Source organism: Pseudomonas guineae (assembly GCF_900113745.1).
Lineage (GTDB): Bacteria > Pseudomonadota > Gammaproteobacteria > Pseudomonadales > Pseudomonadaceae > Aquipseudomonas > Aquipseudomonas guineae.
Genome location: NZ_FOQL01000003.1, coordinates 375,349 through 394,617, shown reverse-complemented (window position 1 = coordinate 394,617; position 19,269 = coordinate 375,349). Strand labels below are relative to the sequence as shown.

Here is a 19,269-nt window from a genome sequence, read left to right as displayed (position 1 = left end):
ACTCCGGTTGACGCGTCAGTGTAACAAGCAAGTGCTTGGCTGCCACCTGTTGTGGCGGTAAAAAAACCTGCGCCATACTGAGCACTGAATAGGACAGGAGTATGACCATGGCTCGCTACGAAATTGCCTTTAGTGCGCAATTGGTTTCGGGGGCTCAGCTGGCGTTGGTAAAGGCCAACGTGGCCAAGCTGTTTCAAGCCGATGAGCAACGTGTGGCGTTGTTGTTTTCTGGGCGGCGCATCGTGATTAAAAGCAACCTGGATGCGGCTGGTGCTGAGAAGTACCGCTCGGCGTTGGAGCGTGCCGGGGCTGTGGCCGAAGTGACCTGTATCGACGAAGAGATCGAAGAAATTGAATTAACCGCTGCGCCTGTATCTACGCCCATTTCCGCGCCGGTCGTTTCGCCGGTTAAAGCTGCGGCTAGCAGCCCGCCTGCGGGGCGGTTGCAGGTTGCGCCGCGCGATGAGTACATGGCTGCATTTGCTGAGGTAGATGCGCCGGATTTTGGCATCGCCCCGCTGGGGGATGATGTGCAGGACGATAAGCCGCAGGCGGCTGTTCCTATGCTGGATTTATCGCAGCTCAGTTTGGCCCCGCCCGGCAGTGATATGGGCGAGGCAAAAAAAGCCCCAGCCGGGCCTCCGCCCGATATCTCTCATCTGAAGCTGCAGGATTAGTATGCGTGGCGCAGGGCGCAACAGCTCGTTGCCTCTGCGCGAATAGTCCGCTTCAGTGCTATGGAAAATAGCCCGCACAGCATTTTTTGAACTTCAATCCGCTGTTGCAAGGGCATGGGTCATTGCGCTCGAGCTTGATCTCGACAGTTGGATCAATGAAATACCAGTTGCCGTTATTGCGTACGAATGCCGAGCGCTCGCGATGGCTATGTTCGCCGTTTTCGTCACGCCAGCGTGCGGTAAAGGTGACATAAGCGTGCTGGGGTTCACCTTTAATTAGCTGTGTCTGATTGACCTCAAGCCCAAGCCATGTGCTGCTAAGGCTCCAGGCGAGAATCGCCTGTTGGTCGAGGCTGGCTTGCTGGGCTGGCAGGGTGCTGTGCACCAAATAATTGACCAACCCCAGAGCGTAAGCACTGTAGCGCGAACGCATCAAGGCCTCTGCGCTGGGCGGCGGAGTACCTGCGTGATAGCGGTCGCAGCAAAGCGTTAGCAATTGACCACTGCCGCAGGGGCAGGCCGCGCTGTTCATGGGTTTACCACCAGTACTTTCCAAAATTCTCTGGGTTGGCCCAAAATTTAGCATTTAGCCAGTCAGGTACTTGCTTGTAATCGAGCAGGTCGTAAGTGAACAGGTTGAGTATTTGCTCGTCACGCTGGAAGCTCTCGCTGGCCTGCAGGGCCAGGGCAAAAAAGTCTGTTTCTTGCCAATCGCAAGCCTGCAGGTCGACCAGTACAACCATACGGCTGGCATTCAGGTTGCGAATGCCACCAAGCAATTCCAGCCCTGCACGTTTCGGTAAATGCTCAAGGCAATCGACGATCAGAGCCAGATCGAAACGTTGCGCGGCCACATCGTCGGGCAGTGCTCCAGCCTCTATTTGAGTAATTTGACAGCCTGGGTGGGCTTGGCTAAATGCATCAATCGCAGGTAATCCGCGGTTACCAACTACTAGCAGGCGCTCTGGCATGTAGCGCGCCAGGAGTGCTGCAAGGGCTTGCTGGGGGGTTCGAGATGAAGGGGTTGCAGGCATGTAAGATCCTCGCTTTAGTACGTGAAGACTAACGTGCAGCGGCAGAGTGGCCTAGTGTGGATCGTGCAACTAATGTGTTTGTATATCCTCTGGCGCATTTTGTTACTGGCGTCTTTACTTTGCAGTATCGGTTTTTACCGATTTATCAATTGGAGACTTACATATGAGCATCACCAGGAAAGCATTACCCCTTATTGTCGCGAGTAGCTTATTAACCGGTTGCGCCGGCCTGCAGAAAACGGATTGGCCAACTTGTGCCGCGGTTGGCGGTGTGGGCGGTGCTGCTCTGGGTGCTATTGAAAGCTCTACCTGGGCTGGCGGTGGTGCACTAGTTGGTGCCGGTATGGCGGCCGCTTATTGCTGGGTGCATGGCGCCGGCGAAGAGCAAGTTGTCATGGTTGAAGAAGTGATGGAAGAGCCGGTGATGGCTGAGCCGGCTGAGGCTGTGCGGGTAGAACTGGACGTCAAGTTCGACTTCGACAAGGCTCAGGTTAAGCCTGAAAGCTATGGCGATATCAAGAACCTGGCTGACTTCCTGACGCAATATCCACAAACCACCACCGTGGTTGAAGGTCATACGGACGCTGTGGGTAGCGATGCCTACAACCAGACTTTGTCCGAACGTCGCGCCAATGCCGTGCGTGATGTACTGGTTAATCAGTACGGCGTAGGCAGTAACCGTGTCAACGCTGTGGGCTATGGCGAGACCCGTCCGGTTGCGGACAACGCTAATGCTGACGGTCGCGCCGTCAACCGTCGCGTAGAAGCAGAAGTAGAAGCACGTCCTTGATTGTTTGATTCAAGGCTGCTTGAAGAAAACAAGCCAGACTCTTAGGGTCTGGCTTGTGCAGTTTGAAGGGTAGGTCTTTACTCCTAGTTACCGGCAGTAGCCGGCAAAACAGGAGATTCGTGCCATGAGAGTTAGATCCATGATGGGGCTAGCCCCCATTCTCTTGGCCAGCAGTGTTCTTTCAGGTTGCGTCACAACTTCCAGTACGGGAGATGCGCCACTCAACCAAGGGAACTGGCCCCTGTGCAGTGTAATTGGCGGTCTGGCCGGTGCTGGTCTGGGCGCAATCGAAAGTTCAGCATGGGCAGCAGGTGGAGCCTTGGCCGGTGCGGTCGTTGGCACGCTGATTTGCTACGCCCAGGATGGTGATGAAGACGACGACGGTGTGTTTGATCGTCGCGACCGTTGCCTAGGAACTCCGTCTAATACCCCGGTTCACACTAACGGCTGTCCGATTAAAGAATATGCCAGTACGCCTGTCGAAGTAGAGCCCGTTGAGGTTGCCGACACAGTTCGGGTCGAGCTGGATGTGAAGTTCGATTTCAATAAATCTGATGTCAAAGCAGGCAGTCAGGCGGATATCAAAAGCCTTGCTGACTTTATGAAGCAGTACCCACAAACCACCACCACTGTTGAAGGGCATACCGACGCGATAGGCAGCGATGCCTATAATCGAGGGCTGTCTGAGCGGCGTGCCAATGCGGTGCGTGATGTGCTGGTTCAACAGCATGGCATTGACAGCGGCAGAGTTTCATCGGTTGGCTATGGCGAGTCGCAGCCGGTTGCTGATAACGCAAGTGAATCCGGGCGGGCGATCAATCGCCGTGTCGAAGCGGAAGTTGAAGCGCAGCCATAACTGATGTGACGCGCTGGCAGTTCCTTGCGAACCCTGTGAGTCGATTCACAAGGGCCTGCTGATAATAGGGCAGTTTCAACCCAGTAAAGCCATGAAGGCATGCAGTCGTCATGGTTTTTACTGGTCTTCTGGCAGCACACCCCTAAAGCAGATATGGTGCAGCGAAATAAAAAACTGCTGGGGCGGGTATGAAGATATTTTTGACGTTGGGCAAGGGTCTGACTGCATTGTTCTGGGGAGCCGTATTGGCGAACCTGTTGCAGCCTTTCGCACAACCTTTTGCACTGCTACTTAATGGTGCAGGCGCTTTTATCCTGCTGATTCATGCGCTGGAACTGTGGTTTTTTAACGCGCGTATCGCCGCTTGCCCCAAGCCGGCTCAAGAGCGTGTACATGTCATGCTCTTCGGGATCTTTCAGTTGCTTGGGTTGCCAGCGGAGCAAGTGGCTGTCGCCACCGTCGCCGAACCGCAGGAAGCACTGCAGATGGAGGCTGAAAATGCATAAGCTACTCGCTCTCGCGGCATTGTTCAGCCCTCTGGCGTTTGCCCAGGCTGTGATTGAAGTCGATTCCCATGCGTTCATGCGCCTGCCAAGCAATACCAGTGTGTTGCTGCTGGACCGTCTGGACATTGCCGATCATGGCACCTTGTTGATTCCTGCTGGTTTAACTGAAATCCGTGTGACGCAATTGCGTTTGGGTCGCGAGGCGCGCCTGGCGATTGCCCCTAGCGAGCAGGTGCTGCGCCTCGAAGTGGCGTCTGCAGAGATTGCCAGTGGGGCGCAGATCAGTGCGCGTGGAGCCCAAGGCAGCGCTGAAAAGCCAGCCTTGCCAGGGCGCAACCTAAGCGTGCGCTTGCAAATTATGACCTTCGAAAACTTGGTGCTGGATGCCCGCGGTGGAGCGGGTGCGCCTGGTTATGCAGGGCTTGCCGGCGCCGATGGCGAGCCGGGTGGATGCACTTGGGGTGAGGCCAGTCGTGGCCACGATGGCTTAGATGGGGGTGACGGCCAGCCAGGTGCCGCCGGTGCACAGGTGCGTCTGGAAGTGCCGCAGGGCTTCCCGGTTGAGCAATTGCAGGTGCGTGTGGACGGTGGCAGCGGTGGTCAACCGGGCGCACCGGGGCCCGCTGGTCAAGGTGGTATGAGTAAGGGGTGCTGGTTGTACAGCACCGATGGCGCGCGTGATGGCAAACCTGGACAGGCAGGGCGTGGCGGTGAGTCCGGCCCTGCCGGCGCGTTGAATGTTGTGCAGTTCTAATCGCACTTACCGTTCTAACCGCTGCCTTCTGGCAGCGGTTAATTGAACAGTGCTAGAACGAAGGGCGGGCCGCCGCGATTACAACCACCAGCACCCCCAGCAATAGATTGATGCCGACTAGGCGTCGAATACGCCCAAGCACTGCGCCGCCACTCTGCCAGTCTTCTGCTGTTACGGCGCGGCGCAATTCCGGCAGTTGCAGGGCCTGAATCCGCAGAAACAGCGCCAGCATCGCGATATACAGCCCTATCATGATGTGCACATAGCGTGGCGCGGTCTCGAAGCCGCTAAAGCGCAGATGCAACATGCCCATGCCGGTAATTGGCAAGACAATCACAGCCGCCCAAACCCAGTAGAAAAAACGTGGGAAAACCGCCAGCCAAAGTTTTAAGCGGGCCGGGGCTTCCAGTGCGGCAACGGCTGCGGGACGCAAGACCATCCACGCGAAGAACATGCCGCCCACCCAGGCGAGTGCTGCGAGCAGGTGCAGGCTGTAGATGAAGGCGTAAGGGGTCATGCAGGTACTCCTGTTGGTTACGCGGTTCAGCGCTGGATCGATTAGCGCGCTATGATAGCCGCCGATTTCAAACACTGAAAATTTATCCAGCCTTTTGCGTCCTGAACGTCTGTCGGATTTCACCGTCCGTAATGAGGAACAGTCCGGTGCGAGGCGTTTTATCGTGCTTGTGAGGCGAGTAGGGCTCTATTTAATGAGAAACAGCGGTAAAAATGGCCGTGTCCGGCTTTTCTGCAGTAGAACAGTGTCAAGTCCGACAGGCTCCTAGCATGCTCAGCACCGAACTCAAGTCCCAGATCCAGGGCGCTTATTCCCGTTTTCTCGAAGCCAAGTCGCTTAAGCCGCGCTATGGCCAGCGCTTGATGATTGCCGAAATCGCTAAGGTGCTCGGGGCCATTGAGGTTGATGAAGAAGGCCGGCGTGTCGGTGACCCCGCAGTGGTAGCGGTTGAGGCCGGCACCGGTACGGGCAAAACCGTGGCCTACAGCATGGCGGCGATTCCCACGGCTAAGGCTGCCGGCAAACGCTTGGTGATCGCCACAGCCACCGTGGCGCTGCAAGAGCAGATCGTGCATAAAGATCTGCCGGACCTGATGCGCAACAGCGGTCTTAACTTCAGCTTCGCCCTGGCTAAGGGACGCGGCCGTTATCTGTGCCTGTCCAAGCTGGATATGCTGCTGCAGGAAGGCCAGGCGCAAAGCGCTACCGCGCAGCTGTTCGAGGAGGAAGGCTTCAAGATCGATGTGGATGAGCAGAGTCAGAAGCTCTTTACTGCGATGATCGAAAAGCTCGCTGGAAACAAGTGGGACGGCGACCGCGACAGCTGGCCGGAAGAGCTGGAAGACGCGCGCTGGTCACAACTGACCACCGACCACAGCCAGTGCACCAGCCGTCATTGCCCGAACTTCCAGCAGTGCGCCTTTTACAAGGCGCGCGAGGGCATGGGCAAGGTTGATGTCATCGTCACCAACCATGACATGGTCCTGGCTGATCTGGCTCTTGGCGGCGGCGCAGTATTGCCGGACCCACGTGACACCCTTTATGTGTTTGATGAAGGCCATCACCTGCCGGATAAAGCCATCGGTCATTTCGCCCATTTCACTCGCCTGCGTTCGACTGCTGATTGGCTGGAACAGACCGCCAAGAACCTTACCAAGTTGCTTGCCCAGCACCCGTTGCCGGGTGATTTAGGCCGGTTGATTGAGCAGGTGCCGGAGCTGGCGCGGGAGATCAAAACCCACCAGCAATTTATGTTCGCCGCGTGTGAGCAGGTAGCCGACTTTAAACCGGGCGAAGACATGCAGGGCCGCGAGCGACCGCGTCATCGTTTTATCGGTGGCCTGGTGCCTGGCCATTTGATTGAGTTGGGCGTCGAACTGAAAAAGGGCTTTTCCAAGCTAACCGAGTTGTTTACTGGCGTGACCGAAAAGCTTAAAGAGGCTATGGATGGCGAGGCCACTGTTGGCATCGCCAGTCACCAGGCCGAAGAGTGGTACCCGTTGTTCGGCAGCCTGCTGGCGCGGGCTCAGGGTAGCTGGGAGTTATGGTTGGCCTTTACCGCCGAAGACCCCGAGGAAAGCCCGCCGATGGCGCGTTGGCTGACCTTAGCCGACAGCGGCGCGCTGTTTGATATTGAAGTCAACGCTAGCCCGATCTTGGCCGCCGAAACCCTGCGCCGAAACCTGTGGAATGTGGCCTATGGCGCGCTGGTGACCTCGGCGACGCTGACGGCGCTGGGTACCTTTGACCGCTACCGCATGCGTGCCGGCTTGCCGAAAGTCGCGGTCAGTACCGTGGTGCCGAGCCCGTTTCACCATGCTGATGCCGGTGTGCTGCGGGTGCCCAACTTGAATGCCGATCCGCGTGATGCGGTGGCCCATACGGCAGCGATTATTCGTGACTTGCCTGGGCTGGTTGAGGGCTCGCGTGGCACCTTGGTGTTGTTTTCCTCGCGTAAACAAATGCAGGACGTCTTCGAAGGGCTGGAGCGCGACTGGCGCAAGCGGGTGTTTATTCAAGGCAACCTGTCCAAGCAGGAAACCCTGAACAAGCACAAGGCGCGGGTCGATAGCGGTGAGGAAAGCGTGCTATTTGGCCTGGCCAGTTTTGCCGAGGGGGTCGACCTTCCGGGTGCCTACTGCGAGCATGTGGTGATCGCCAAGATCCCTTTTGCCGTACCGGACGACCCAGTGGAAGCGGCTCTGGCCGAGTGGATCGAAGCGCGCGGCGGCAACCCCTTTATGGAAATCGCCGTCCCGGATGCTTCGCTGCGCCTGGTGCAGGCGTGCGGCCGCTTGCTGCGCACCGAGGCGGATCGCGGAATTATTACCCTGTTGGATCGCCGCGTAGTTACGCAGCGGTACGGCAAATCAATTCTCAATGCTTTGCCGCCGTTTCGGCGGGAAATCAGTTAGCACCCCGCCTGTCGGTACAAGGCAACTCGCTGCGCTGTATAGGTTCCAAGTGGAGCGCATAGAGGGCCTTGGTGATCACCAAGGCCTGAATTTTGCCACGGACAGTGTTGTCCGTGGTGGCTGAAACAATGGGGGAGTGTGGTTCGTGAAGGTTAAACGCAGGCTGCAGACAGGTATTTTGCTATCAGTACTACTGGGTTATTGCAGCGCAGCCATGGCGACAGAACCGCAGGAGTTGTTCAACTTTGTCCGGCCACTGGACGCTGTTCAGGTGACCACGCAGGATGCTGAGCTGCCTAATCGCATTGGCGAGCCGACCCCGCAAGGCGAAGTGCTGCGCCGGGTGACCTTCCATCCCGCCGCGCAGCCGAGCCTACGCCTTACCCCGCAAAGCGGTAGCTGGGACTGGTCGCAGCAAACCCTGGTCAGCTTGCGTGTGCAAAACGCCATGGATTGGGCGCTAACTCTGGATGTGCTGATTGAAAGCACGGACGGCCAGCGCCTAAGCACCCGCATCGCTTTGCCGGCGGGGCCAGCGCAAACCTTGCTGATTCCCCTAAAAGCAGCTTCGCCGCGTGATCAGGGTATGCGCGCCGGGGTACCGATGCCCTGGACGCACAAAGGCCAGCGGCTGCTGCTCGCGGATACACTCACTGGCGCGCTGGACCTGAGCAAGGTCAGCGCGCTAACCCTGTCCATACCGCAACCGCAGGCGGCGCAAGATATTTTGATCAGCCAGTTCGGCGTCAGCAGCGAACAGCTATCGGCCGCGGCCTATGCCGGTATCGTCGACAGCTACGGCCAGTTCACGCGGGGCAACTGGCCAGGCAAGGTCAAGAGCGAGGCGCAACTGCAGGAAGCCGTAGTGCAGGAGCAGAAGCAGTTGCATGACTGGCTGGCTGAGCGTCCGGCGCAGGATAAATTTTCCGGTTGGACGGGTGGGCAGCCGTTTGAAGCGAGCGGCTTTTTCCGTACGGAAAAGCGTGACGGCCGTTGGTTTCTAGTGACGCCAGAGGGCCATCCGTTTTACTCGCTGGGCGTAAACGCGGTGACCGCACAACAGAGCGCCACCTATGTTGAGGGGCGTGAGGCGATGTTTAGTGCTTTACCGCAACAGGGGGATGCCCTGGCGGCCTACTTCGGCACGTCCGACAGCCGCAGCGATAACGGCGCCAACCAGGGGCGGACATTTGCCAGCGGGCGTTGGTTCGATTTCTACAAGGCTAACCTGCAGCGCAGTTACCGCGGGGCTGATCCGGTGGCTTGGCGCATGCTCAGTCAGGACCGTCTGCAAGCCTGGGGCTTCAATACCCTGGGGAACTGGAGTGAGCCGGCCTTTGCCGGCGATGCACGCATGCCGTTCAGTATTCCGCTGTTGATTGGTGGCGACTACGCCACCATCAGCACAGGTGTCGACTGGTGGGGCGCGATGCCTGACCCGTTTGATCCGCGCTTTGCCATGGCCACTGAGCGCGCTGTAGCGATTGCCTCACGCGATCACCGTGATAACCCTTGGCTGCTCGGTTATTTCGCCGACAACGAGCTCGCTTGGGCGGGGCCTGCGGATGACCCTAATGGTCGTTACGCTCTGGCTTACGCCACGCTAAGGTTGACCACCGATGTGCCGGCTAAGCGTGCGTTCCTTAAGCAGCTGCGCGATAAATACCGTAACCACAATGGCCTGTCGCGCGCCTGGGGTATTCAGTTGCAGGCTTGGGAACTGATGGAAGACCCTGGTTTTCAGGCGCCGCTGCCCAGTGCTGAGTTCCCGGCCATCGAGCAGGACATGCAGGCCTTTTTAAGCCTGTACGCCGAAACCTACTTCAAGACCATTGCCGACTCGCTCGACTGGCACGCGCCTAATCACTTGCTGCTGGGTGGGCGTTTCGCCAGCAGCATCCCCGAGGCGGTGAATGCCTGTGCGCGTTTCTGTGATGTGCTGAGCTTCAATTTCTACACCCGTGAGCCGCAGCAGGGGTATGACTTCGCCGCGCTGCGCGAGCTGGACAAGCCGCTGATGATCACCGAGTTCCACTTCGGCTCGCGTGATCGCGGGCCGTTCTGGGGCGGCGTCGCCGAGGTTTATAAGGAAGAGGAACGCGGCCCGGCCTATGCGCACTTCCTCACTAAAGCGCTGGAAGAGCCTCAGATCGTTGGCGTGCACTGGTTCCAGTACCTTGATCAACCGGTTACCGGGCGTCTGCTGGATGGCGAAAATGGCCATTTGGGCCTGGTTGCAATCACCGATCGACCTTGGGCAGGCTTCGTTAAAAGCGTGCGCAACGCCAACTTGGCGGTGCCAAAGGCCCTGCTTAAGCCAGTGCCTGCGCCCGCCACGGCAGGCCCGTGAAGGGCTATTCGCGGGGCTGATAATGCTGTTTCTAGCCCTGAGTCGGGTTCACCGCAAGTGGCGCAGCTGAAACAATCCGCCGAACAGTTGGCCGAACAGTGATAGAGGAGCAAGACGGTGCAGATACAGGGCTATTTCGACCTTAAGTTCGAGGCGCTGAGAGACGCTTTTGCGGCGTTGTTCGAGGACCCACAAGAGCGCGGCATGGCGCTCTGTGTGCAAGTCGGCGGTGAAACCGTGGTGGACCTGTGGGCTGGAGTGGCCGACAAAGACGGCCAGCAGGCCTGGCACAGCGACACCATTCTCAACCTGTTCTCTTGTACCAAGACCTTTACCGCAGTCACTGCCTTGCAGTTGGTCGGCGAGGGCAAGCTTGAACTGGATGCTCCGGTCGCACGTTACTGGCCCGAGTTCGCCGCGGCCGGCAAAGACAAAGTCACCCTGCGTCATTTACTCAGCCATCAGGCTGGGCTTCCGGCCTTGCACCAGATGCTGCCGGCCGAAGCATTGTATGACTGGCAGACCATGACTGCCGCGCTAGCCGCAGAGCAGCCCTGGTGGGCCTTGGGCGAGGGCCATGGTTATGCACCGATCACCTACGGTTGGCTGGTGGGTGAAGTGTTGCGCCGGGTCGAGGGGCGCGGGGCGGGTGAGTCCATCGTCGCGCGCACGGCCACGCCTCTTGGCCTCGACTTTCACGTCGGCCTTGCAGATGAAGAGTTTGATCGGGTGGCGATTATCTCGCGTGGCAAGGGCAACTTTGGTGATGCCGCGGCTCAACGCCTGCTCAAGACCATGATGAGCGAGCCTGCGGCTATGAGTACACGGGCTTTTACCAATCCACCGTCGATCATGACCAGCACCAACAAGCCTGAATGGCGGCGTATGCAGCAACCGGCGGCCAATGGCCATGGTAATGCGCGCAGCCTGGCAGGTTTTTACAGCGGCTTGCTGGACGGCCGGTTGCTGGAGAGCGAGTTGCTGGCCGAGCTGACCCGCGAGCATGCGGTGGGCGAGGACAAAACGCTGCTGACCCGTACCCGTTTCGGTCTGGGTTGCATGCTCGATCAGCCAGAGGTCGCCAACGCTACCTATGGCATGGGGCCACGTGCATTTGGTCACCCTGGTGCCGGCGGCTCCATTGGCTTTGCCGACCCAGAGCGGGATGTGGCCTTCGGCTTCGTCACCAACAATCTGGGACCGTTCGTCCTGATGGACCCCCGCGCGCAGAAACTTGCGCGTCTATTGGCTGATTGTTTATAGCCAGCTCAGCTAAACTGCTGCGAACCATGGCCTGGTCTGCTTTCTGCGCAGGCCATTAACCGGCTTCTTTTGCTTATCACGATGTGGATTCCCGATGCTCGCCAACAAAACTCTCGCCATCGCCCTGTGTGTGCTGATCAGCGGTTGCAGTGCTTTCGAAAAATACACAAAGCCTGAGCCTAAAGTGGTCGCCATGCCGCCGCCGGCAGTGACCCAGGCCTGGCTGGATGTGTATGAGCCCAAGGTGCGCGAAGCGATTAAGGGCACTCCTTTCGAATTTGAACGCCGAGAAAACCTCTTGGTGATCACCGCGCCGGTGCAGGGTACGTTCAACCCCGACCGTCCGAATATGATGCTCCCCGTCACCCTCGGCCCACTGAGCCGCATGGCTAAGTTGCTGGAGAGTGATGAAAGCATCGGCGTGCTGATCCTTGGCCATGCCGACAGCAGCGGCGAAGTGAATGCCAACCGTGAGCTGAGCCAACAGCGTGCCCGCGCGTTCACCTCGATCTTCCGTCTCAGCGGTCTTAAGCAGAATCGTCTGATGGTTAAAGGCATGGGCTCCGACATGCCGCGTGCGGCTAACGACAGCCGGCAAGGCCGCGAACTGAACCGTCGGGTCGAGATCATGCTGACCTCGAAAGCCACTCTCAATGCGCTGATTGCCAAATACAGCGCACCTGCGCCTGCCACTGCTGTTGCGGTAGTCAAGCCTGCTTCAGGCAAGAACGCCAAGGTGATTGCCAAGGCGGACAAGCCAGCCACTCGCCCATAAGGCCGAGATACAGCGGCCTTTTGTCGCAGATCAAGCTAAGTAGAGCGCCAGTGGTTAAGCTTGGCGCCATCTGTTCGAGAGGATTTGCCGATGACTCAAACCCTGGCTGATATGCGCCGTGACTACACCCGTGATGGCTTGTGCGAGGCGCAAGCGCCGCTTGAGCCGTTTGCACTGTTTGAGCAATGGTTTGCCGAGGCGGTGAAAACCGAACAGCTACCGGTTGAACCCAATGCCATGACCCTGGCAACCGTTGATGCTGAGGGGCGGCCACATTGCCGCGTGCTGCTGCTCAAAGGACTGGATGCGCGCGGTTTTACCTTCTTTAGCAATTACGACAGCGCAAAAGGTCAGCATCTGCTGGCCAATCCATTTGCTGCTATGACCTTCTTCTGGCCCAGCCTGGAGCGTCAGGTGCGCATCGAAGGGCGTGTCGAGCGGGTAACGGCAGAGGAGTGCGATGCCTACTTTCAAGTGCGTCCATTGGGCAGCCGTTTGGGTGCCTGGGCTTCACCGCAAAGCCAGGTCATCGCTGATCGCACTGAGTTAGAAGACCTGCTGGCGCAAACGGAGCAACGCTTTCTTGATCGCGCACCGCATTGTCCGCCGCACTGGGGTGGCTATCGTCTGCTGCCGGAGCGTATCGAGTTCTGGCAGGGCCGTTCTAGCCGTCTGCATGACCGCCTCAACTTCCGTTTAGAAAACGCCGCCTGGTTGCGCGAGCGCCTGGCACCTTGAACACTATTCACTCGCCAGGATAATTCGCTGCGGCTTGCTCAAGTAAGTTGGGCAGGTCGCTGCGCTTGATGCCTTTAGCCTGTGCTTCAGCCAGTCGATCGAGCATATAGCGACGCTTGCGCGACGAGTCGCCGGCCATTGATAGCGCCAGGTCACGGTCCATCCAGCGTTTGATCCGTACATACAGCCACCAGTGGAAGTACAGGCCGGCAGCGGTAGTAATAGCGACGATGAAATAATCCATAAATCCCCCAGTTCGAGCTTTAGTCTAGGCTGACCCGGCAGCTGCATTAAAGGTGGTGTTGTGTCGCGGCCGAGCCCTGCGTTTCAGGTCGGATAATTTTTTGCCGTATATTGGCGGGTGACAGCTTAGCGGTGCAGGCGTTCTAATGATGGCCTGCCTAACTGGAGAAATAATCATGCGTAAACCCCTTTTGTTGGCTGCATCGTTTGCCGCACTAGCCCTGTTGGGCGGTTGCGCCTCCAGCCTGACCGGTGACACTTACTCGCGTGATGAAGCACGCACCGTGCAGACCGTGCGCATGGGTACTATTGAATCGCTGCGACCGGTGAAAATCGAAGGCACGAAAACCCCAATCGGCGCAGGTGCCGGTGCGGTAATTGGTGGTGTTGCAGGCAGTAGCGTTGGCGGCGGCCGCGGCAGTGTAGTGGCGGCAGTGATCGGTGCAGTGGCCGGTGGCCTACTGGGCGCCGTGACCGAAGAAGGCCTGACTCGCACTCAGGGTGTGGAAATCACCGTGCGTGAAGATGACGGCAGCATGCGCGCTTATGTGCAGGCCGTGGAAGAGAATCAAATCTTTCGGGTCGGCGAGCGCGTTCGCATCATGACGGTCAATGGCACCAGCCGCGTTACCCAGTGAGTGTTGCAGAAGCCGGATCAGTATTGACTGATCCGGCTTTTTATTGCCTTTTTTCTAGATAGGCAAGACGTTTCCCGGTGTTTGTCGGTTATCTCAGGCAAGTTCGCGGTAAGTGGAGCGTTTTGTAATGATTCTATCCATGACGGCTGGCCGATAGTTATGGATAATCGCCCACGTTTTTCTGTTGATCGGCTTTCGTCGCTGCGCGGCGTATTACATATGTGTGGGCTGTGACTCGGGTAAAAGCCTGTGGTTTACCGCCAGTGAGTAAGTTAGAGAGTCGGCCGGGTACGTGTGCGTGCCTGGTTCGTATTAAGAGGTTTATTTATGACGCTTGCGCTGATCATCGCCTTGCCATTTCTCGGCATGTTTCTGCCTCTACTGGCCGAACGTTTGGGCCGTTCAGCCTGCGCCGCAGCGGCCTCGTTGGCACCGCTGACGGCACTGGTGCTGTTGCTCTCGCAGCAATCTGCGGTGTTCTCTGGTGAGCTGCTCAAGGTCAAGTTGGAGTGGCTGCCGAGCCTGGGCCTGAATCTCAGCCTGCGCCTCGATGGCTTGGGTTTTCTGTTTGCCCTGCTGATTCTCGGTATCGGCCTGTTGGTGATTCTCTACGCGCGCTACTACCTAGCGAAAAAGGAGCCGATGGGGCGTTTCTTCGCCTTCCTCCTGCTATTTATGGGCGCCATGCTCGGCGTGGTGCTCTCAGAAAACCTGCTGTTAATGCTGATGTTCTGGGAGCTGACCAGCCTGTCGTCGTTCCTGCTGATTGGCTTCTGGGGCGAGCGCTCGGATGCACGTAAGGGTGCGCGCATGGCCCTGGCCGTGACCGGTGGTGGCGGCCTCGCGCTGTTTGCCGGGATCCTGCTCATCGGTCATATCGCTGGCAGTTTCGAGTTGTCCCAGGTACTGGCAGCCGGTTACGCGATTCGTGCGCATGAACTGTATCCGCTGGCGCTGATTTTGGTGTTGCTGGGCGTATTCACCAAGTCGGCGCAGTTTCCGTTCCATTTCTGGCTGCCCCATGCGATGGCCGCACCAACCCCGGTTTCCGCCTATCTGCACTCGGCAACCATGGTTAAAGCCGGGGTGTTTTTGCTGGCGCGCCTATACCCAGCGTTGGCGGGTTCGGAGTGGTGGTTCTATCTGGTCAGCATCACTGGCTTGGTGACGCTGTTGGTCGGTGCCGGGATGGCATTGTTTCAGCATGACCTCAAGGGCCTGTTGGCTTATTCGACCATCAGTCACCTGGGTCTGATTACCTTGCTGTTCGGCCTGGATACCCGCCTAGCCGCCGTGGCTGCCGTGTTTCACATCATTAATCACGCGACCTTTAAGGCTTCGTTGTTTATGGCGGCGGGGATCATTGATCACGAAACCGGTAGCCGCGATATGCGGCGAATTAACGGCATGTGGAAGTACATGCCGCACACGGCCGTGTTAGCCATGGTCGCGGCGTCGGCGATGGCCGGTGTACCGCTGCTAAATGGCTTCTTGAGCAAGGAAATGTTCTTCAGCGAGACCCTCAATCAGCACTTATTGGGCAGCTTTAACTGGGTGATCCCGGCGGCTGCCACCTTGGCTGGGGTGTTCTCGGTGGCCTATTCACTGCGCTTTATCCACGACGTGTTCTTCAACGGTGAGCCGATCAACCTACCGCATTACCCGCCGCACGAGCCGCCGCGCTATATGAAAGTGCCGGTGGAAATTCTGGTGTTTCTCTGCCTTTTGGTCGGCATTGTTCCGGCCTACACCGTGGCGCCGCTGCTAGCCGCTGCGGCGACGGCAACCCTGGGCGGTGACCTTCCGGTATACAGCCTGGCGATCTGGCATGGCCTGAACCTGGCGTTGCTGATGAGCTTTATTGCTCTGTTTGGCGGGATTTTGGTCTACGTATTCCGCCAGCCGTTGTTTCGCTGGTATGCCGGCCTGCCGAGTGTGGATGCAAAGTTACTGTTCGAGAGCGGTATGTTGATTCTGCTTAAGGTCTGTACGGCCGTGACCCACTGGCTGGAGAACGCTTCGCTGCAGCGTTATCTGGCGCTGTTGCTGGTGGCGGCATTGCTGGTGGTGACCCAAGGCTTGAGTTCGTTACCGCAGATCAGCGGGCCGCTAGCCATGAGCGAGATCGACGGCATCACTGCCTTGGGCCTCGGCATCATGGCGCTGGCGGCGCTGGTTACGGTTATCTTCCATCGCCAGCGCTTGGTCTCATTGCTGATGCTCAGCGTGGTCGGGCTGATGGTGGCGCTGGCTTTTGCCCGTTACTCGGCCCCGGATTTAGCCCTGACCCAGCTGTCGGTTGAGGTAGTGACCATTGTGCTGTTGATGTTGGCGCTGTTCTTTCTGCCGGCGCATACCCAAATGGAATCGAGCAGCCTGCGTGGTCTGCGTGATTTTACCCTTGCGGTTAGCTGCGGCTTGATGGTGTCGATACTGGTGTTTGCCGTGCTTACACGGCCGTATGACAGCATTTCTGCGTTCTTCCTAGAGAACAGCGTGCCGGGCGGCGGTGGGACCAACGTGGTTAATGTGATCTTGGTTGACTTCCGCGGTTTCGACACCCTGGGTGAGGTGACTGTTCTAGCGATTGCTGCAGTCGGTATCTTCGCCACGCTCGACGGGTTGCGTTTGTTTCAGCCCAAGGCTGATGCGCAAGGGCGCAACTGGGCGCGTGACCGGCATCCGCTGATCCTCGCTACGTTGTCGCGGGTGCTGCTGCCCATGGCGCTGCTGGTCTCGGTGTTCATCTTCCTGCGCGGCCACAACTTGCCGGGTGGCGGCTTTATCGCCGGGTTAGTCACAGCCGTGGCGTTGATCCTGCAATACGTCGCCAGTGGCGTGCAGTGGACGCAGTCGCGCATGCCGTTGAATTATCAAGGCATGGCTGGCCTTGGTGTGTTGATCGCCGGTCTTACTGGTTTGGGTAGTTGGTTGTTTGATCGACCGTTCCTGACCTCAGCTTTCGGCCATTTCCAGATTCCGCTGATCGGTGAAATCGAGCTGGCGACTGCCATGCTCTTCGACCTCGGGGTGTACCTGACAGTTGTCGGCGCGACCCTGTTGATTCTCGCCAACCTGGGCAAGCTCACCCAGGAAAAAGCTGCACAAGAGGTACTTTGAGATGGAAGCCATATTTGCTGCAACGCTGGGCATCTTGACTGCCAGCGGTGTGTACCTGCTGCTACGCGCCCGTACGTTCCCGGTGGTGTTAGGGCTGACGCTGATTTCCTATGCGGTCAACCTGTTCCTATTCGCCATGGGCCGTTTGCAAACCGGGGTGGTCACGGTGATCGGGGAGGGCGCTGTATACGCTGACCCGTTGCCGCAAGCGTTGGTGCTGACCGCCATCGTCATCGGTTTTGCCATGACCGCTTTCGTCGTGGTGCTGGCCTTGCGCAGTGTCGGCGAAACCCAGACCGACCATGTTGACGGCCAGGAGCCTGCCCAATGAATCACAGCTTGATCCTGCCCATCCTGATCCCCATGTTTGCGGGCAGCCTGTTGCTGCTGGGAGCAGGTCTGAGCCAGCGGTTTAAGCGCTGCGTATCGTTGCTGGCGACCTTACTGTTACTGCCATTAAGCGGTTATTTGCTGTGGCTAGCTGACCAAGGGGTGTTGCAGGTATACGCCGCCGGCAACTGGGCAGCACCGTTCGGCATCATCCTGCTGCTGGATCGCCTCAGTGCCTTGTTGCTGCTGGTGACTGCAGTACTCGGCAGCTTTGCCTTGCTCTATGCCGTGCGCGGCGATGATGAGCGTGGGCAGAGCTTTCATGCACTGTTCCAGTTCCAGCTGATGGGCATTAACGGCGCCTTTCTGACGGGTGATTTGTTTAACCTGTTCGTGTTCTTTGAAATCCTGCTGATCGCCTCCTACTCGCTATTGCTGCACGGCGGCGGGGCTGACCGGGTGCGTGCAGGCTTGCATTACGTGGTGCTGAACCTAGTCGGTTCAGCGTTCTTCCTGCTCGCAGTCGGCGTGTTGTACGGCATCACCGGCACCCTGAACATGGCCGATATGGCCATTCGTGTTGCGGCCGCTGGGCCTGATGATGCTGCGCTGCTCGGCGCGGCCGGCTTGCTCTTGCTGGTGGTATTCGGCCTCAAGGCGGCGTTTCTGCCGTTATATTTCTGGTTGCCCAAGGCCTATGCCTCGGCCACTGCTCCGGTAGCTGCGCTGTTTGCGGTCATGACCAAGGTCGGGCTGTATTCGATCATCCGCGTGTACACGCTGATCTTTGGTGATGATGCCGGCACATTGGCCAATATGGCCAACGACTGGCTGTGGCCGATCGCCCTATTGACCCTGACCCTGGGCGTGATTGGCGCTCTGGCGGCAGGCAGCTTGCATGGTTTGCTGGCGTACCTGGTGGTGGTGTCGGTCGGTACCTTGCTCGCTGGTGTGGCCATCGGCACTGAGCAAGCATTGGCGGCCGCTCTGTTTTACCTGGTCCACAGCACCTGGGTTGCCGGCGGGCTGTTCTTGTTGGCCGACCTGATTGCCCGTCAGCGTGGGGTTAAACATTCGCTGCTGATTCAGGGGCCGGCGCTGCAGAACCCTCACATACTCGGTAGCTTATTCTTTTTCGGTGCGATTGCAGTCGCTGGCTTGCCGCCGCTGTCCGGGTTTTTCGGCAAGCTGCTGTTGCTGCGCTCACTGGATCCAGGCCTAGAGGCTTTGCTGCTCTGGCCTGTGGTGTTGGTTGGCAGTCTGCTCACCGTTATTGCACTGAGCCGGGCCGGTAGTACCTTGTTCTGGCGGGTAGGCGTGAGCCAGCTGGACAGCGCTGAGCTGGATTATGGCCGGCTGTTTGCCTGCCTGGGCTTGTTGTCACTCAGTCTGCTGCTGGTGTTCTGTGCGGCGCCGCTACTGAGCTATGTCGAGGCCACGGCCAGTCAGTTGCATGACTTGGCGCTGTACCGGCAGATCATCGAATCGGGAGCCCTGCCATGAAAGCACGTCGCTGGATACCCCATCCGCTGCTGAGCTTGTGCCTGCTGCTGGTATGGCTGCTACTGATGAATGACCTGAGCCTGGGTCACTTTTTGCTCGGTGCGCTGCTCGGTTGGGCTATTCCGTTGCTGACCCAGGTGTTCTGGATCAACCCGCCGAAAGTCGATAAGCCGTTCAAGCTTTGCCTGTTTCTGCTGCGCATTCTTGGCGATATCGTCATGGCCAACCTGCAGGTGGCCAAGTTGATCCTCGGCCCAACCGCCAAACTGCGGCCTGCGTTCGTGGAAATACCGCTGCTGCTGGAGGATGAACTTGCTTTGACCATGCTTACCAGCATCATTTCTCTGACGCCAGGCACGGTTTCCGCCGATCTCAGTGATGATCACAAGACCCTGCTGGTGCATGGTCTCGATGTGCCCGACGCCGAGGCCCTTGTGGCGGAGATCAAGCAGCGCTACGAAGCTCCCTTGCTGGAGGTATTCACATGCTCGACTACGTGATTCCGCTGTGCCTGGTGATTATCGGCATGGCCCTGGTGCTAACCATGGCGCGCCTGATCAAAGGCCCCGATCTGCCCGACCGCATCCTGGCGCTGGATACCCTGTATATCAACGCGATTGCCATACTCGTGCTGTTTGGCGTGTGGCTGGGGTCGGATCTGTATTTTGAAGCGGCCCTGCTGATTGCGGTGATGGGCTTTATTGGTACGGTGGCCGTGGCCAAGTATCTGCTGCGCGGCGATATCATCGAATGAGGAGCAT

The 19,269-nt window shown here is 58.3% G+C and carries 19 protein-coding genes and 1 pseudogene; 16 read left to right on the top strand and 4 right to left on the bottom strand.

Annotated elements, in window-relative coordinates:
- The first annotated feature begins 107 nt into the window (after positions 1-107).
- On the top strand, positions 108-677 hold the full coding sequence (locus BMZ32_RS13350) for a hypothetical protein (protein ID WP_090242749.1): 570 nt from the start codon (positions 108-110) through the stop codon (positions 675-677).
- Between the two features lie 58 nt (positions 678-735).
- On the opposite strand, the gene BMZ32_RS13345 is transcribed toward BMZ32_RS13350, so the two are convergent.
- Both BMZ32_RS13345 and BMZ32_RS13340 read right to left on the bottom strand, forming a co-directional pair.
- Positions 736-1,209, bottom strand: coding sequence for a YchJ family protein (locus BMZ32_RS13345; protein ID WP_090242747.1), 474 nt, complete (start codon positions 1,207-1,209; stop codon positions 736-738).
- A 4-nt stretch (positions 1,210-1,213) separates the two neighbouring features.
- Positions 1,214-1,711, bottom strand: coding sequence for a DUF6231 family protein (locus tag BMZ32_RS13340; RefSeq protein WP_090242745.1), 498 nt, complete (start codon positions 1,709-1,711; stop codon positions 1,214-1,216).
- Between the two features lie 436 nt (positions 1,712-2,147).
- Between BMZ32_RS13340 and BMZ32_RS19595 the strand changes: the two are divergent.
- From BMZ32_RS19595 to BMZ32_RS13320, 4 genes and pseudogenes are all read left to right on the top strand, one after another.
- Positions 2,148-2,501: pseudogene (locus BMZ32_RS19595) on the top strand (OmpA family protein); the annotation flags it as partial.
- A gap of 139 nt (positions 2,502-2,640) precedes the next feature.
- On the top strand, positions 2,641-3,357 hold the full coding sequence (locus BMZ32_RS13330) for a PA1041 family peptidoglycan-binding anchor lipoprotein (RefSeq protein ID WP_244153973.1): 717 nt from the start codon (positions 2,641-2,643) through the stop codon (positions 3,355-3,357).
- A 188-nt stretch (positions 3,358-3,545) separates the two neighbouring features.
- The gene (locus BMZ32_RS13325) at positions 3,546-3,863 is read left to right on the top strand and encodes a DUF1145 domain-containing protein (RefSeq protein WP_090242739.1); all 318 of its coding nucleotides are present in this window, start codon (positions 3,546-3,548) and stop codon (positions 3,861-3,863) included.
- A complete protein-coding gene (locus tag BMZ32_RS13320) occupies positions 3,856-4,617 on the top strand; it encodes a hypothetical protein (protein WP_090242737.1) in 762 nt (253 codons plus the stop codon). The genes BMZ32_RS13325 and BMZ32_RS13320 overlap by 8 nt, the downstream gene beginning before the upstream one ends.
- Positions 4,618-4,669: 52 nt before the next feature.
- Here the strand turns inward: BMZ32_RS13320 and BMZ32_RS13315 are convergent, their stop codons facing one another.
- Positions 4,670-5,134 carry a CopD family protein gene (locus BMZ32_RS13315; protein WP_090242735.1) on the bottom strand — a complete coding sequence of 155 codons (465 nt, stop codon included), beginning with the start codon at positions 5,132-5,134 and terminating at the stop codon, positions 4,670-4,672.
- A gap of 269 nt (positions 5,135-5,403) precedes the next feature.
- Between BMZ32_RS13315 and dinG the strand changes: the two genes are divergently transcribed.
- The 5 genes from dinG (at position 5,404) to pdxH (ending at position 12,674) form a co-directional block, all read left to right on the top strand.
- Entirely contained in the window at positions 5,404-7,548 is a 2,145-nt protein-coding gene (gene dinG, locus BMZ32_RS13310; RefSeq protein WP_090242733.1) for an ATP-dependent DNA helicase DinG, read from the top strand.
- Between the two features lie 214 nt (positions 7,549-7,762).
- A complete protein-coding gene (locus BMZ32_RS13305) occupies positions 7,763-9,898 on the top strand; it encodes a beta-agarase (RefSeq protein ID WP_167376759.1) in 2,136 nt (711 codons plus the stop codon).
- 117 nt (positions 9,899-10,015) lie between these two features.
- Positions 10,016-11,161 (top strand): serine hydrolase domain-containing protein, encoded by a 1,146-nt coding sequence (locus BMZ32_RS13300; RefSeq protein ID WP_090242731.1) that lies wholly within the window; start codon positions 10,016-10,018, stop codon positions 11,159-11,161.
- A 94-nt stretch (positions 11,162-11,255) separates the two neighbouring features.
- Positions 11,256-11,936, top strand: coding sequence for an OmpA family protein (locus tag BMZ32_RS13295; RefSeq protein WP_090242729.1), 681 nt, complete (start codon positions 11,256-11,258; stop codon positions 11,934-11,936).
- Positions 11,937-12,026: 90 nt separating this feature from the next.
- Positions 12,027-12,674, top strand: a complete 648-nt coding sequence (gene pdxH, locus BMZ32_RS13290) for a pyridoxamine 5'-phosphate oxidase (protein WP_090242727.1) — start codon at positions 12,027-12,029, stop codon at positions 12,672-12,674.
- Between the two features lie 7 nt (positions 12,675-12,681).
- On the opposite strand, the gene BMZ32_RS13285 is transcribed toward pdxH, so the two are convergent.
- Entirely contained in the window at positions 12,682-12,918 is a 237-nt protein-coding gene (locus BMZ32_RS13285) for a hypothetical protein (RefSeq protein ID WP_090242725.1), read from the bottom strand.
- A 175-nt stretch (positions 12,919-13,093) separates the two neighbouring features.
- On the opposite strand from BMZ32_RS13285, the gene BMZ32_RS13280 reads away from it, so the two are divergent.
- From BMZ32_RS13280 to BMZ32_RS13255, 6 genes are all read left to right on the top strand, one after another.
- On the top strand, positions 13,094-13,555 hold the full coding sequence (locus tag BMZ32_RS13280; RefSeq protein WP_090242723.1) for an outer membrane lipoprotein: 462 nt from the start codon (positions 13,094-13,096) through the stop codon (positions 13,553-13,555).
- A 327-nt stretch (positions 13,556-13,882) separates the two neighbouring features.
- Positions 13,883-16,675 carry a monovalent cation/H+ antiporter subunit A gene (locus BMZ32_RS13275; protein ID WP_090242721.1) on the top strand — a complete coding sequence of 931 codons (2,793 nt, stop codon included), beginning with the start codon at positions 13,883-13,885 and terminating at the stop codon, positions 16,673-16,675.
- Position 16,676: 1 nt separating this feature from the next.
- On the top strand, positions 16,677-17,006 hold the full coding sequence (locus BMZ32_RS13270; protein ID WP_090242719.1) for a Na+/H+ antiporter subunit C: 330 nt from the start codon (positions 16,677-16,679) through the stop codon (positions 17,004-17,006).
- A complete protein-coding gene (locus BMZ32_RS13265) occupies positions 17,003-18,508 on the top strand; it encodes a monovalent cation/H+ antiporter subunit D (RefSeq protein ID WP_090242717.1) in 1,506 nt (501 codons plus the stop codon). The genes BMZ32_RS13270 and BMZ32_RS13265 overlap by 4 nt, the downstream gene beginning before the upstream one ends.
- Positions 18,505-19,008: a Na+/H+ antiporter subunit E gene (locus BMZ32_RS13260; protein ID WP_090242715.1), complete on the top strand. Its 504-nt coding sequence runs from the start codon at positions 18,505-18,507 to the stop codon at positions 19,006-19,008. Before BMZ32_RS13265 ends, BMZ32_RS13260 begins: the two co-directional genes overlap by 4 nt.
- Positions 18,993-19,262, top strand: a complete 270-nt coding sequence (locus BMZ32_RS13255; RefSeq protein WP_090242714.1) for a K+/H+ antiporter subunit F — start codon at positions 18,993-18,995, stop codon at positions 19,260-19,262. Before BMZ32_RS13260 ends, BMZ32_RS13255 begins: the two co-directional genes overlap by 16 nt.
- The last annotated feature ends 7 nt before the right edge of the window (positions 19,263-19,269 follow it).

What these genes read in the sequence shown, in the direction of transcription:
- BMZ32_RS13280 (WP_090242723.1), top strand. Translation starts at nt 13,094, where the DNA reads ATGCGTAAACCCCTTTTGTTGGCTGCATCGTTTGCCGCACTAGCCCTG.
- dinG (WP_090242733.1), top strand. Translation starts at nt 5,404, where the DNA reads ATGCTCAGCACCGAACTCAAGTCCCAGATCCAGGGCGCTTATTCCCGT.
- BMZ32_RS13325 (WP_090242739.1), top strand. Translation starts at nt 3,546, where the DNA reads ATGAAGATATTTTTGACGTTGGGCAAGGGTCTGACTGCATTGTTCTGG.
- BMZ32_RS13265 (WP_090242717.1), top strand. Translation starts at nt 17,003, where the DNA reads ATGAATCACAGCTTGATCCTGCCCATCCTGATCCCCATGTTTGCGGGC.
- BMZ32_RS13285 (WP_090242725.1), bottom strand. Translation starts at nt 12,918, where the DNA reads ATGGATTATTTCATCGTCGCTATTACTACCGCTGCCGGCCTGTACTTC.
- BMZ32_RS13260 (WP_090242715.1), top strand. Translation starts at nt 18,505, where the DNA reads ATGAAAGCACGTCGCTGGATACCCCATCCGCTGCTGAGCTTGTGCCTG.
- BMZ32_RS13315 (WP_090242735.1), bottom strand. Translation starts at nt 5,134, where the DNA reads ATGACCCCTTACGCCTTCATCTACAGCCTGCACCTGCTCGCAGCACTC.
- BMZ32_RS13275 (WP_090242721.1), top strand. Translation starts at nt 13,883, where the DNA reads ATGACGCTTGCGCTGATCATCGCCTTGCCATTTCTCGGCATGTTTCTG.
- BMZ32_RS13320 (WP_090242737.1), top strand. Translation starts at nt 3,856, where the DNA reads ATGCATAAGCTACTCGCTCTCGCGGCATTGTTCAGCCCTCTGGCGTTT.
- BMZ32_RS13340 (WP_090242745.1), bottom strand. Translation starts at nt 1,711, where the DNA reads ATGCCTGCAACCCCTTCATCTCGAACCCCCCAGCAAGCCCTTGCAGCA.
- BMZ32_RS13255 (WP_090242714.1), top strand. Translation starts at nt 18,993, where the DNA reads ATGCTCGACTACGTGATTCCGCTGTGCCTGGTGATTATCGGCATGGCC.
- BMZ32_RS13305 (WP_167376759.1), top strand. Translation starts at nt 7,763, where the DNA reads ATGGCGACAGAACCGCAGGAGTTGTTCAACTTTGTCCGGCCACTGGAC.
- BMZ32_RS13350 (WP_090242749.1), top strand. Translation starts at nt 108, where the DNA reads ATGGCTCGCTACGAAATTGCCTTTAGTGCGCAATTGGTTTCGGGGGCT.
- BMZ32_RS13345 (WP_090242747.1), bottom strand. Translation starts at nt 1,209, where the DNA reads ATGAACAGCGCGGCCTGCCCCTGCGGCAGTGGTCAATTGCTAACGCTT.
- pdxH (WP_090242727.1), top strand. Translation starts at nt 12,027, where the DNA reads ATGACTCAAACCCTGGCTGATATGCGCCGTGACTACACCCGTGATGGC.
- BMZ32_RS13330 (WP_244153973.1), top strand. Translation starts at nt 2,641, where the DNA reads ATGATGGGGCTAGCCCCCATTCTCTTGGCCAGCAGTGTTCTTTCAGGT.
- BMZ32_RS13270 (WP_090242719.1), top strand. Translation starts at nt 16,677, where the DNA reads ATGGAAGCCATATTTGCTGCAACGCTGGGCATCTTGACTGCCAGCGGT.
- BMZ32_RS13295 (WP_090242729.1), top strand. Translation starts at nt 11,256, where the DNA reads ATGCTCGCCAACAAAACTCTCGCCATCGCCCTGTGTGTGCTGATCAGC.